Origin of the sequence: Aestuariibaculum sp. M13 (genome assembly GCF_024723255.1) — a bacterium.
Lineage (GTDB): Bacteria > Bacteroidota > Bacteroidia > Flavobacteriales > Flavobacteriaceae > Aestuariibaculum > Aestuariibaculum lutulentum.
In genome coordinates this window covers 39,976-53,231 of sequence record NZ_JANIAC010000003.1, presented here as the reverse complement: position 1 = coordinate 53,231, position 13,256 = coordinate 39,976, and the positions used below count along the sequence as shown (strand labels likewise).

Here is a 13,256-nt window from a genome sequence, read left to right as displayed (position 1 = left end):
TTCTTGATGCTCTTTTAAAAATTCGTTAAACCTCTTACATTATTTTCATTTAACTCTCATTTTCACTATCTTACGCATTATGATTTACGAAGACAAAGCAAAATATTCAGACATTCTAAAAAATTCCATTCAGTATTTAGAGAACCACGGTTTTGAGCACATCAAAGCCGATATCGACGGTTACGAAACCCCAAAATCCTATACAAAATCTGGCAGCAACATCTCCATAACTCCAGATGTAGTTGCTATAAAAGAGGGGCGTAAATATTATTTTGATATCAGCTTAAAATCTGAAAAACCCAATCTGTTAAAATCAAAATGGATTTTTCTAAATGCTCTAAGTGCCATGAAATCTTCAAGGTTTAGACTAATTACTACGCGTGGGCATTATGCATTTACTCAGGAAATGTTAAATTCTATCAATCTAAACAATGAAAATTTAATTAAACTTTAAAACTTCTGAAACCGTTTAAAACCTGTGACTTCAGCCAAAATTCTGTGTCTTAAAAAGAGGACAAAAAAAAGAATTTAATAATTTTTGTAACATTTTTTTGCCTTATTACGTATAACTATATACAAAAGTAATATTCATATAATTATTTACAGGAGCACTTTTTAAATGAGACAACTTAAAATTACGAAGCAGGTTACCAATAGAGAAACAGCTTCGCTAGATAAGTATTTACAAGAAATTGGTAAAGTTGACTTAATTACAGCCGACGAAGAAGTAGAATTAGCACAACGTATTAAAGCTGGAGATCAGGTAGCTTTAGAGAAATTAACAAAAGCTAATTTACGTTTCGTTGTATCGGTAGCTAAACAATACCAAAACCAAGGTTTAACCCTTCCCGATTTAATTAACGAAGGTAACCTGGGGTTAATTAAAGCCGCTCAGCGTTTCGATGAAACTCGTGGTTTTAAATTCATCTCGTATGCTGTTTGGTGGATTCGTCAATCTATCTTACAGGCATTAGCAGAGCAATCACGTATTGTACGTTTGCCTTTAAACAAAATTGGTTCAATTAACAAAATTAATAAAACCTTCGCTTTCTTAGAGCAAAGCCATGAACGTCCGCCAAGTGCTGAAGAAATTGCAAAAGAGTTAGACATGACTATTAACGATGTTAAGGAGTCTATGAAAAACTCAGGTCGTCACGTAAGTATGGATGCACCATTGGTTGAAGGTGAAGATTCTAACTTATACGACGTATTAAATAGTGGTGAGTCGCCAAACCCAGATAGAGAATTATTACACGAATCGCTTCGTACCGAGATTGAACGTGCTCTGGAAACTTTAACGCCTCGTGAAGCCGACGTAATTCGTCTGTATTTTGGTTTAGGAAATCAACACCCAATGACGCTTGAAGAAATTGGAGAAACCTTCGATTTAACTCGTGAGCGTGTTAGACAAATTAAAGAAAAAGCTATTCGTAGATTAAAACATACGTCTAGAAGTAAAATATTAAAAACATATTTAGGTTAGTAAACTTTTTACGACTAAATAAACGTAACAACAGTTACACATAACTGTTCGTTTTTTGATTGATGAAAGAACCCCCGGCTGATTACCGGGGGTTTATTTTTATATATTATTTAACCTATTTAGTTACAAGCTTTTCTATATTTGCAAAAAATTTACAAAAACACAACACAACATGAATTCTAAATTAATTGCCCCATCGTTATTAGCTGCAGATTTTGCTAACCTTCAACGCGATATTGAAATGGTTAATCAAAGTGATGCCGATTGGTTTCATATAGATATCATGGATGGTGTTTTTGTTCCTAACATTTCTTTTGGTATGCCTGTTTTAGAAGCTATTGGCAGACATACTAAAAAAACTCTGGATGTACACTTAATGATTGTAGATCCTGACCGATACATTAAAACCTTTGCAGACTTAGGCAGCGATGTATTAACAGTACATTATGAAGCCTGTACTCACTTACACCGTACTCTTCAAGCTATTAAATCCGAAGGTATGAAAGCCGGAGTTTCCTTAAACCCACACACTAATGTGAACCTTTTAGAAGACACTATCAACGATATTGACTTAGTGCTTATTATGAGTGTTAACCCAGGTTTTGGAGGTCAAAGCTTTATTGAAAACACTTACGAAAAAGTAAAACAGCTTAAAGCATTAATTGAACGCAAAGGCGCCTCGACCATCATTGAAATTGACGGTGGAGTAACTAACAAAAACGCCAAGGCATTAGTTGATGCCGGCGCCGATGTTTTAGTTGCCGGTAGCTACGTATTCAAAAGTGAAACACCAATTGAAACGATAAAAGATTTAAGAGAAATCGCTAACTCTTAATATTTTTTCACAAAGTACTTCAACAAATCTCTTGTTGTAACAATACCAATTAACATGCCTTCCTCAACAACGGGAAGTGCATGAAATGAACTATTTGCCAAAATAGTAGCTGCTTCTTTAATAGTTGTATCTGCTGTAATGGTAATGACATTTTTTGTCATCACTTGCTCAATGGTATAGCTGTTATAAACAACCGTATTGATATCGTGTTCATCAGCGGTAGCTTCAGCTAAACTTATTTTTTGAAGATCAGTAAAACTTAGCATACCAATTACAACATCTGCTCCCACAACGGGAATATGCTTAATACGGTATTTATTAAAAAGCATTTCGGCACGTTCTAAATCGTCCGTTCTATTCAGAGCTATGACATTTTTCGTCATAATATCTGCCACAGGTATTAAAGCGTTCATAGTCTATTAGTTTTTTGGTTATATATTATTAGTGGTTGGTTTTAAGCTTGGGCCTTACAATCAAAAATGATTTAGTAAATACTTTATCAAATCTGTTGTGGTTACAATACCTACCAGTCTATTACTATCTACAACCGGCAAGGCATGAAACTCGTGTTCGGCAAATATTTCTGCCACTTCTTTTATAGTACTTGTTGAAGTGACCGTCAAAACGTTTTTAGTCATAACTTGTTTAACTTTAAACATTTTGTACACCAAAACATCCGCATCATCCTGTTGGTCCTCTGTTAAATCTGCAAAACTTAATCTCAGCAAATCATTATAACTTAACATACCTCTTAGATAAAACCCAGAAACTATGGGTATATGTCTTATATGATGAGTTTTAAAAAGGTGCTCGGCAGTATCTAAATTATCATTCTCTTTTAATGTAATAACAGGCGTTGTCATTATCATCGAAACTGGTGTAGTACGTATCATCTTCTTTACTGTTTTACACCATAAAATTAGCAAAGACCCTGTTAAAGTTTCATGATAAAAATCATGTTATAATTCTAATATCCTACTATATTGAAGTTAAGCATCTGTTTAACCTTCACATAGATTTCAGGAAATTCTAACTGGAAAGTATTAGGGGTTTCTATGAAGTTTTCAATGACTACTGCTAAAAATTCAAACTGATTGGTGAAAGCATATTTTCTGAAGTAACCCGAGGTCATTAAACGAGCTCGAAGGGCTTCATCATTAACCAGTAAATCTGATAATTCTTTAAACGTATCACTGAAGATTGTAGAGCTCACATCGCGCTCTTTTATGCTATTAATATGTATGGCATGGGTTAGCTCATGGATTCCCAGGTTTAAATTATCGTCTGCTGTTTTATACCCTTCTTTAAAATCTTCCCAAGACACTACTAAAGCTTCCAATTTAGGATTAAACTCTCCCTTGTGATAGGCATCATTGGTTTTTGAATAGAACTTTGTCGGATAAACAACAATTTTAGAAATCAGACCGATATAAAAATCTCTAAAACCGAAAGTAAGCATCACAGCTGTGGCTGAAATTAAAACCTTTATTTCATCGTTTATTTCAACACCTGATCTACCTATAAATTCTTTATCCTCGATAAAGCGAAACACACGGTGTTCAAAATAACGTTTAGATTTGTTTGGTAGTTTATTATAAAAAGTAAATTGTTTCTCAAGAATTAAACGTTGACTTTTATCCAGACGCTTTAAATAAAGATATACATGATTATACATGGGTTTTCTGTACTTCATCACATAAGCCATCTCCACCATTTTAAAGATATAATTAAAAATAATCCCTAAAAGGAAAACAACTAAAATACCAAGTAGTACCATACTACTCATATCCACATCCCTTGATAGTACCAGATTCAACATAAAATAACTTAATGTATTTGGGGTTACATTGGCTAACTTAATCAAAAAAACGGCTTGTCGTTATGCAAACTCTTAAAAACCTATAATTAACAAGAAAAAAAGCCTTACCGCGAACGGTAAGGCAAAAAAAAAATTGCTATTTGCTATATAACTCTTCCTCTCAATAACAAATAGATTATACTGCGTAACTAATTATAAAAGCCCTTTCCCATATAGATAAAGATTAGTTCAACAATTGATTTAAAAGCGTTAAGTAGAAAGCCTGAAAAGACTTTCTACTTATAAATTCGTTAATTAATTTCTACTACCTTTTTAGGAATCTCTTTAACAGGTTCTTTTTTTAAAAGGTTTAATTTTAAAATGCCGTTTTTGTAAGTCGCTTCAATCTCTTTACTAACATCTACGGTTTCTGGAAGTCTTAAAGAGCGTTTAAAAGAATTATAACTAAACTCTTGACGGGTATAGTTATCTTCTTTCTCCTCTTTTTCCATTTTTTTCTCACCACTTACATACAAGACATTGTCTTCAATAGTCACTTCAAAATCTTTTTTATTGAATCCTGGGGCAGCAAATTCAATTTCAAAATCGGTATGATGTTCTTTAACGTTCATTGCGGGCATCAATCCTTCTTCTGCAAAAAAATCTGAATTAAAAAAGTCATCAGAGCCTAAAAAACTCTTTAAGTCAAGATTATTCCAAGGAAATAATCTGTTTCGGTTGTTAAACTTTGTTAGTGACATGACAATTAATTTTTGATTATTAATTTACTGCTCTAATGTAGCATTTAAGAACTCTTTATAATATGATAAATATCAGTTAATGAGCGTTTATCCGAATAAATTTAAAAGAAATTGACGTTGTAAACTAACCTTTATGACGTTTGTCAGTAATGGATTAAATGATAATCGCTAACTTTAAAAATCTATAATTTTAAATATCAATTTTAGGATGAGTGTGCATATTGAAGCCGAAAAAGGAGCTATTGCTGAAACTGTTTTATTACCTGGAGATCCATTACGTGCACAATGGATTGCCAATACTTTTTTAGAGAATGTGGTTTGTTATAATAAGGTTCGAGGGATGTTTGGCTTCACAGGATATTATAAAGGCAAGCGTATTTCTGTTCAGGCTTCAGGAATGGGCGTACCATCTGCGCTAATTTACTATCATGAACTGATTAACGATTATGGGGTTAAAAACCTGATTCGCGTCGGTACCGCCGGATCTTATCAAAAACATGTAAAGCTAAAAGATATTGTTATTGCGATGGCAGCTTCGTCCACCTCAGCCATTAACGCCCAAAAATTTAGTCCTTATACGTATGCGCCAACGGCAAGCTATAATCTATTTGAAAAAGCTATTGATTATGCTAAAGCGAATCAAATTCCTTTCCATGCCGGAAATGTATTAACTGCCGATGTGTTTTATGATGACAATCCGGAGTTTTATAAAATCTGGGCAGACTATGGTGTTCTTTGTGTTGAAATGGAAACCGCAGGTCTTTATAGTATCGCTTCAAAAAGCAATGTGAATGCTTTAACTATTTTAACCATTTCAGACTCTTTAGTCTCCAAAGAAACAACTAGTGCGAAAGAACGTGAAAGTACCTTTGATAAAATGATTGAGATAGCTTTGAATATTGGTTAAAACAAAAACACTATGTAACTTTTTTAAATTACATAGCGTTTTTATAATGTGAATCCTTTTAAGAGGATTACATTTCCCAAATCGTTCCGCTTTGAAAATAAAAACACCTCACTTACAAATTCAAGCAAGCTTGATTTGACGTAGGGTGTTTTTATTTATTCGTGACCGCGAAGGGATTCGAACCCCCAACCCTCAGAGCCGAAATCTGATATTCTATCCAGTTGAACTACGCAGCCAGTATCTCTTTTTAAGAGACCATATTGTTATGCTAATTTTTGTCTAACAATAGTCGATATGGTTTTTCCATCGGCTTTTCCTGCCAATTCCTGAGATACAACCCCCATTACTTTACCCATATCTTTCATACCTTCAGCGCCAGTTTCAGCAATAACTTTCAGTACTATTTTCTCGATTTCTTCTTCCGATAAAGCTTCCGGTAAAAACTGACTGATAACTTCAGCTTCTGCTAACTCAGGAGCTGCTAAATCCTCACGTCCTTGCTCTAAATAAATAGTAGCGCTGTCTTTACGTTGCTTAACTAATTTCTGAAGCATTTTAAGCTCTTGCTCTTCGGTTAAACCTTCTTGAGCGCCCGCTTCGGTTTGCGCTAATAAAATAGCTGATTTTACTGCTCTTAAAGCCGTTAAAGCTGTTTGGTCTTTAGCTTTCATGGCTTCCTTTAACGCCGTCATGATATCTTGTTGTAAACTCATTGGTATATTTTATTTGATTGCGAATATAATAAGAAAAATAGTTTCGTTACCCGATTTAGAGGCATAAAAAAACCCGTAAAGCTGAGAGAGGGACTTTACGGGATCCATAACATAGAAAGGGTAGTGTACTAAATTAATCTACATTGTCATGTAAGAATGAATTATTACTTCTTAATTGAATATCATCGTTATCGTCCAGACCAACGCTGGTTCTTGACATATTGGTTTCCGATGAATGTCTGGCTTCGTTTAAATTTACACCTTGACGCTTGTAAGCCGGAACTTTTTCTATATCGTCTATTTTTGCATTATTAAACTTATAGTTAAAGTCTTTCATTTTACGTCTGCGTTCTTCAGCACGTTCTTTTAACATATCTGAAATCGGACTGTTCATAGGATCAATTTCTTCGGCCGGATTGGCTTCAGAAACTTCCTGTTTAATCACCTTTTTCTCGAAAACCACATCTTGATCGTAATCTTCTAAAACATTAACCTGCTTCTTAGCTTTTGAGGTTTCTGGCTCTGCATAATCTTCCAATGCATAACGAATATCACCTTTTTCACTGGTTTCGTTTACCGGAATAAGCTCTACATAATCATTAACCTGAATTTGCTTCACTTCTTCATTCAAATCAAAACGTAATGGCTCTTGCGTTTGTTTTGGTTGTTCTTTTTCTTCGTTTAAAATTGGTAAATCGAAGGTTAAAGTGATTTGTTTTTCCTCATCAACATCAACAATCGGTTCTGGTTTCGACATTCTGGTTACCGGTTTGATAACAAAATCGTCGTCCTCTTCAATATGTGCCTTTACTTCTTCGTATTGCACATTAATGTTTCTAATAAATTGTGACGTTGGAATGATATCGAAATCATTTACAGGCTTTTGGTTGGTTTCCTGCTTTTTTTCGAAAACAGACTCCTCCTCTTCCACATCAAAATCTAAAGTATGTCTAACCACAGGTGGTTCTTTCTTTACTTCTAACTCTATAATAGGCTCGATTATTACCGGATCTTTAGTTTTAGCTACAGGCGTTTTAGTTTCTGTATCATCACTACCTAACGAGTGCACTACTTTTTTAGTCTCGGTATTAGAAATCTCGTCTTGTTGCTCTACATTAAAACCCGTTGCAATGATAGTTACTGCGATTGATTCTTCTAAAGCATCGTCTTCACCAACCCCCATAATGATATTGGCACCATGACCTGCTTCATTTTGAATGTGATCGTTGATTTCTCCAATCTCATCAATGGTAATTTCATGCGAACCTGAAACGATTAATAATAATACGTTTTTAGCTCCTGTAATTTTATTATCGTTTAATAAAGGAGAATCTAAAGCTTTACGAATAGCATCTTGAGCACGGTTTTGTCCAGCAGCAATTGCCGACCCCATGATAGCAGTTCCACTATTACTTAATACCGTTTTAGCATCACGTAAATCGATATTTTGAGTGTAGTGATGTGTAATAACTTCGGCTATACCACGAGCAGCTGTGGATAACACTTCGTCGGCTTTAGAGAACCCGGCTTTAAACCCAAGGTTTCCATAAACTTCACGTAGTTTGTTGTTGTTTATTACAATTAACGAATCAACTACATCTCTTAATTCTTCAATTCCTTTTTGCGCTTGTTCAATACGCATTTTACCTTCGAACTGAAATGGCATAGTAACGATACCTACTGTTAAAATATCTAAGTCTTTAGACATTTTAGCAATAATAGGCGCAGCACCTGTACCTGTACCTCCACCCATTCCGGCAGTAATGAACACCATTTTTGTGTTGGTATCTAACATCGTTGCAATGTCTTCAAAACTTTCAACGGCTGAATTTTTACCAACTTCAGGATTGGCACCTGCACCTAACCCTTCGGTTAAATTTACTCCTAACTGGATTTTATTTGGCACACCACTGTTTTGAAGCGCCTGGGCATCGGTATTACAGATATAAAAATCTACACCTTTAATACCTTGTTGGAACATGTGATTGATAGCGTTGCTACCGCCACCGCCAACACCAATAACTTTAATAACATTTGATTGATTTTTTGGTAAATCAAATGCGATGCTTTCGAATTCTTTTTTGCTGCTCATAAATTCTGTTTTACTGGTATAATTTAATTTTTCTTTATTCTTCTATTTCTTCCTCGATAATCGAGTTTTAAAATGTCGAGATTTCTCTCGGGTTCTTATTAATTCACTTCTAAAATGCACTACTAATTCAGAAGTTGATTTATTCTGCGTTATCTAAAAAATCTTTAACGCGCTCTGTTAATTTATCTAAAAACGAACGACGTTCCTTTACAGGTTGTGGTTCTGGTTGTTCCGTTTGTTCTTCAACTTTCGCAATTTCTGCGGCATCTTCAACAACAGGAATTTCTTCTTCAACAACTTCTTCCTGTTGTTCTACACGTCTGCGTTCCTGACGTTTTAATCCGTCTAAAACTAAACCTACAGCTGTCGCATATAACGGACTTGTAATTTCATCATCACTATCGCCAGCTAAATGCTCGTTAGGATACCCAATTCTGGTATCCATACCTGTAATATATTCAACCAATTGCTTTAAATGCTTTAACTGAGCGCCTCCTCCTGTTAAAACAATTCCGGCAATAAGTTTCTTTTTCTGTTCTTCGTGTCCGTAATTTTTAATTTCTACGTAAACCTGCTCAATAATTTCAACCACACGTGCGTGAATAATTTTCGAAAGGTTCTTTAATGTAATTTCCTTTGGTTCACGACCACGTAACCCCGGGATTGAAACAATCTCATTATCTTTATTTTCTCCTGGCCATGCCGACCCAAATTTTATTTTTAATAATTCGGCTTGTTTTTCAATAATTGAGCAACCTTCCTTGATGTCTTCAGTAATCACATTACCACCGAAAGGAATCACCGCTGTATGACGAATAATGCCATCTCTGAAAATAGCTAAATCGGTTGTACCACCACCTATGTCGATAAGCGCTACTCCCGCTTCCTTTTCTTCCTGACTTAACACCGCATTGGCTGATGCTAACGGCTCTAAAGTGATACCTTCTAAATTTAAACCGGAACTTTTTACACAACGCCCAATGTTTCTAATAGAAGACACCTGACCAACAACCACATGAAAGTTGGCTTCTAAACGACCACCGTACATCCCAATAGGTTCTTTAATTTCGGCCTGACCATCAACCTTATATTCTTGTGGTAATACATGAATAATTTCTTCACCAGGAAGCATCACTAACTTATGCACCTGATTGATTAATCGGTCGATATCGTCATCGTCGATAACTGTTTCAGAATTCGCTCGGGTAATATAATCGCTGTGTTGTAAGCTTCGAATGTGTTGTCCTGCAATGCCGACAGTAACATTTTCTATTTTCATACCGGCAGCGGCTTCAGCCTCTTGAACTGCCTGCTGAATAGATTGAATGGTTTGCGTAATATTATTAACGACACCACGATGTACACCCAAACTTTTAGACCTACCAATGCCTAAAATTTCGACTTTACCGTAATCGTTTTTACGGCCAATCATGGCCACAATTTTTGTGGTTCCTATGTCTAATCCTACTGCTAAATTATGCTCCATTGCTTAAATTTTGGTACAAACTACTTGGTTGTCAAACTGTAAATTGACCTTACTATAATTCTTAAGCGTATTCTCTTTTAAATTCTTTTGATAGAACGCTTTAAGATTATTAATCTTCTTATCTAAAAATTTAGTATCGCCTAACTGTACTAAAAAGTTGCATTGTCTGAGTTTTAAAAATATTTTCTCGTCTTTGCTTTGATAAATTTCTATGACATGTTTTTCAAGGAAATCATCGGTTGTAATCTTTTTGGCTACAGTATAAACTTCTGCTAAATTATTTTTTTCAATAAAACCAGTAACCAGTGGCACTCGTGCGGAGTAATTACCAGATAAAGGCATGTATTTGCCATCACTATCTATGTAATAAGACGCATTGGTGCTAACTCTTGCAATAGGTGTTTTTTGCTCTACTTCTGCATTAAGTGTTCCGTTTACAGCGAGATACACTTCTGCATTTTTGATCATTGGATTAGATTTTAGGGCATTCTCTAATTCATTCAAATCTAAAGTTTCTTTAGCAACATTTTTAACTTCACCAAAATTTTGTATTAACAATTTACTAACAGCCTCATCTGTAATGTATAAATTGTCTTCTCCAACAAATTTAACGTGTGGATGCATAACCACTCTTGATGCATTTCTATTTGATGCAAAAGCAAACAGAAACCCAACCAATATGAGTAACACGCCCATTTTTATGTAATTCCAGTTAATTCGCAACGCTAAATTCCTTTTTAATTCGTTTTACTTCTTCGCCTATATCGCCTGCTCCAATAGTAAGAATAACTTGTGCCTCACTTTTATGAATCTCTGCTAATAGGTCTTCTTTACTTACTAATTTCTTATTGTTATTATAGACTTTATCTAATAACCACTGAGATGTTACGCCTTCAATTGGCAACTCTCTTGCCGGATAAATATCTAACAATAACAACTCATCAAACTGTGCTAAACTTGCAGCAAATTCATCTGCAAAATCACGTGTTCTACTAAATAAATGCGGTTGAAAAACAGCCAACACTTTTTTATCAGGATACATCTCTCTTACGGCCTGATGAACCGCATTAATTTCTTCCGGATGATGTGCATAATCGTCTATAAAAACTAAATCGTCTGTTTTGATCTGATAAGTAAATCGACGTTTTACACCTTTGTAGGATGCTAAAGCTTTGGCGAGCTGCTGGTTAGGGCAACCATACTCTACAGCCATCGCCAAGGCTATTAATGCATTCGACAAATTATGTCTCCCGGGCAGGTTAAATTCTAAATTTTCAAGTACTGTGGTTGGTGTTTTCACATCAAACACATAAGTACCGTTTACTATTTTTATATTTTTTACACTGTAATCAGCGTTATCTTCAATGCCGTAAGTAATTCCAGAAATAGGCAATCCGTTTTTAACAAACAGCTTTCCATTCGGTTTTACGCGTTTCGAAAAATCTTCAAAAGACTTTTTCAATTCTGATGCATCGCCATAAATATCCAAATGATCGGCATCCATAGAGGTGATACAGGCTAAATCTGGTGACAAGGTTAAAAATGAACGATCAAACTCGTCAGCCTCTACAACTGATACCTCAGTACCATTTAAGATTAAGTTTGAATTGTAGTTCTCACTTATTCCACCTAAAAAGGCCGTAACAGACACCTCGCAAACATTCATTAAATGACCAAGAATACTGGTTGTTGTGGTCTTTCCGTGTGTTCCTGCCACAGCTAAACAAAAGGTATTCTCTGTAATTAACCCCAGTATCTGAGAACGTTTTAATACTTGAAAACCTTCAGATTTAAAATAGTTCAACTCGGCGTGATGTTTAGGAATCGCCGGTGTAAATACCACTAACGTAGTTTCAGTATTTTTAAAAGCCGATGGAATATTCGCAATTGCATCTTCAAAATGCACAGCCACACCCAAATCTTCAAGACTTGATGTAATATCGGTAGGCGTTTTATCGTAGCCGGCAACCGCTTTTCCATTGGCTACAAAATAGCGTGCCAAGGCGCTCATACCGATACCCCCGATACCTACAAAATAAACATTATGTATGCTGTTTAAATTCATTTAACTTTTTACCTTAAGAAGTTTTTCAACTTCATCTACTATATCATTTGTAGCATTTACTAATGCTATGTTTTTAATATTTTCTCCTAACTCTTTTTGCCTTTGTGGCGAAGCTACCAACTGCGAAAATTTATTCTTAAAATCTACTTCCAGTTCATCTTCTTTAATAATCATGGCTGCATTATGATCTACAATAGCCATGGCATTTTTTGTCTGATGATCTTCTGCCACGTTTGGAGACGGAATAAAAATAACCGGCTTACCAACAATACACAGCTCTGAAACAGAACTCGCTCCTGCACGTGATATAACAATATCGGCTGCAGCATAAGCAAAATCCATATTATTCAAGAACTCATGTACCTGTACATTTACCGTATTATTGTAAATTTTATATTGCTGATAATACAACTTACCACACTGCCAAATAACTTGAACGTTTTGTGTATCTAAGAAATCAAGTTCCTTCTCAATCAATTCATTAATACGTCTTGCCCCTAAACTTCCACCTAAAACCAGTAAGGTTAACTTACCTTCTTTTAAGTTGAACAACTTTTTTGCTTCTTCGGTTTTAGAATTGATATCTAACAAGCTTTTTCGAACAGGGTTTCCTGTTTTTACAATTTTATCAGCTGGAAAAAAACGTTCCAATCCGTCGTAAGCGACACATATTTTTTGAACATGCTTTGCTAACAATTTATTTGTTATTCCGGGAAACGAATTTTGTTCCTGTATTAAACTCGGAATACCATTTTGCGATGCCATGTACAATAATGGTCCGCTTGCAAAACCTCCAGTTCCTATAGCCACATCGGGTTTAAACGATTTTACAATTTTTCGAGCGTTATACAAGCTACTCATTAACTTAAACGGAAACATTAAATTCTTCATCGTTAACTGACGCTGAATTCCGGAAATCCATAAACCTTCAATTTTATAACCGGCCTGTGGTATTTTTTCCATTTCCATTCTATCTTTTGCTCCTACGAATAAAAATTCGGCATCCTCAAAACGATGCTTCAATTCGTTCGCAATAGCTATTGCAGGATAAATATGCCCTCCTGTTCCTCCGCCAGACAATACAATTTTATATGTTTTTTTTGTCGCCACTAATTA

14 protein-coding genes and 1 tRNA gene are annotated in these 13,256 nt (G+C 35.2%); 4 read left to right on the top strand and 11 right to left on the bottom strand.

Going from position 1 to position 13,256, the window contains the following annotated elements; genetic code table 11:
* Positions 1 to 79 precede the first annotated feature (79 nt).
* The 3 genes from NO995_RS11465 to rpe all read left to right on the top strand — a co-directional run bounded on the left by NO995_RS11465 (position 80) and on the right by rpe (position 2,318).
* The gene (locus NO995_RS11465; protein WP_258227641.1) at positions 80 to 454 is read left to right on the top strand and encodes a hypothetical protein; all 375 of its coding nucleotides are present in this window, start codon (positions 80 to 82) and stop codon (positions 452 to 454) included.
* A 165-nt stretch (positions 455 to 619) separates the two neighbouring features.
* A complete protein-coding gene (locus NO995_RS11460; protein ID WP_042497104.1) occupies positions 620 to 1,483 on the top strand; it encodes an RNA polymerase sigma factor RpoD/SigA in 864 nt (287 codons plus the stop codon).
* A gap of 172 nt (positions 1,484 to 1,655) precedes the next feature.
* Positions 1,656 to 2,318 (top strand): ribulose-phosphate 3-epimerase, encoded by a 663-nt coding sequence (rpe, locus tag NO995_RS11455; protein WP_258227640.1) that lies wholly within the window; start codon positions 1,656 to 1,658, stop codon positions 2,316 to 2,318.
* On the opposite strand, the gene NO995_RS11450 is transcribed toward rpe, so the two are convergent.
* The 4 genes from NO995_RS11450 to NO995_RS11435 all read right to left on the bottom strand — a co-directional run bounded on the left by NO995_RS11450 (position 2,315) and on the right by NO995_RS11435 (position 4,877).
* Positions 2,315 to 2,731: a CBS domain-containing protein gene (locus NO995_RS11450; RefSeq protein WP_240574686.1), complete on the bottom strand. Its 417-nt coding sequence runs from the start codon at positions 2,729 to 2,731 to the stop codon at positions 2,315 to 2,317. The two genes, rpe and NO995_RS11450, sit on opposite strands and share 4 nt — an antisense overlap.
* A gap of 60 nt (positions 2,732 to 2,791) precedes the next feature.
* The gene (locus NO995_RS11445; RefSeq protein ID WP_240574685.1) at positions 2,792 to 3,211 is read right to left on the bottom strand and encodes a CBS domain-containing protein; all 420 of its coding nucleotides are present in this window, start codon (positions 3,209 to 3,211) and stop codon (positions 2,792 to 2,794) included.
* 74 nt (positions 3,212 to 3,285) lie between these two features.
* The gene (locus NO995_RS11440; protein ID WP_258227639.1) at positions 3,286 to 4,182 is read right to left on the bottom strand and encodes a zinc-dependent peptidase; all 897 of its coding nucleotides are present in this window, start codon (positions 4,180 to 4,182) and stop codon (positions 3,286 to 3,288) included.
* A 245-nt stretch (positions 4,183 to 4,427) separates the two neighbouring features.
* On the bottom strand, positions 4,428 to 4,877 hold the full coding sequence (locus tag NO995_RS11435; RefSeq protein ID WP_240574683.1) for an Hsp20/alpha crystallin family protein: 450 nt from the start codon (positions 4,875 to 4,877) through the stop codon (positions 4,428 to 4,430).
* A gap of 208 nt (positions 4,878 to 5,085) precedes the next feature.
* Between NO995_RS11435 and deoD the strand changes: the two genes are divergently transcribed.
* Entirely contained in the window at positions 5,086 to 5,784 is a 699-nt protein-coding gene (deoD, locus tag NO995_RS11430; RefSeq protein WP_258227638.1) for a purine-nucleoside phosphorylase, read from the top strand.
* Positions 5,785 to 5,946: 162 nt separating this feature from the next.
* Here deoD and NO995_RS11425 read toward each other — a convergent pair.
* The 7 genes from NO995_RS11425 to murG form a co-directional block, all read right to left on the bottom strand.
* A tRNA-Arg gene (locus NO995_RS11425) sits at positions 5,947 to 6,020 on the bottom strand.
* Positions 6,021 to 6,047: 27 nt separating this feature from the next.
* Positions 6,048 to 6,497 (bottom strand): GatB/YqeY domain-containing protein, encoded by a 450-nt coding sequence (locus NO995_RS11420; protein WP_240574681.1) that lies wholly within the window; start codon positions 6,495 to 6,497, stop codon positions 6,048 to 6,050.
* Positions 6,498 to 6,630: 133 nt separating this feature from the next.
* Positions 6,631 to 8,589 (bottom strand): cell division protein FtsZ, encoded by a 1,959-nt coding sequence (gene ftsZ / locus NO995_RS11415; RefSeq protein WP_258227637.1) that lies wholly within the window; start codon positions 8,587 to 8,589, stop codon positions 6,631 to 6,633.
* 139 nt (positions 8,590 to 8,728) lie between these two features.
* A complete protein-coding gene (gene ftsA / locus NO995_RS11410) occupies positions 8,729 to 10,075 on the bottom strand; it encodes a cell division protein FtsA (protein ID WP_240574679.1) in 1,347 nt (448 codons plus the stop codon).
* Between the two features lie 3 nt (positions 10,076 to 10,078).
* Positions 10,079 to 10,771, bottom strand: a complete 693-nt coding sequence (locus tag NO995_RS11405) for a cell division protein FtsQ/DivIB (RefSeq protein ID WP_308813197.1) — start codon at positions 10,769 to 10,771, stop codon at positions 10,079 to 10,081.
* A 16-nt stretch (positions 10,772 to 10,787) separates the two neighbouring features.
* A complete protein-coding gene (gene murC / locus NO995_RS11400) occupies positions 10,788 to 12,140 on the bottom strand; it encodes a UDP-N-acetylmuramate--L-alanine ligase (protein WP_258227635.1) in 1,353 nt (450 codons plus the stop codon).
* Positions 12,141 to 13,250 carry an undecaprenyldiphospho-muramoylpentapeptide beta-N-acetylglucosaminyltransferase gene (gene murG / locus NO995_RS11395; RefSeq protein WP_258227634.1) on the bottom strand — a complete coding sequence of 370 codons (1,110 nt, stop codon included), beginning with the start codon at positions 13,248 to 13,250 and terminating at the stop codon, positions 12,141 to 12,143. It lies immediately after the preceding gene.
* Between the last annotated feature and the right edge of the window lie 6 nt (positions 13,251 to 13,256).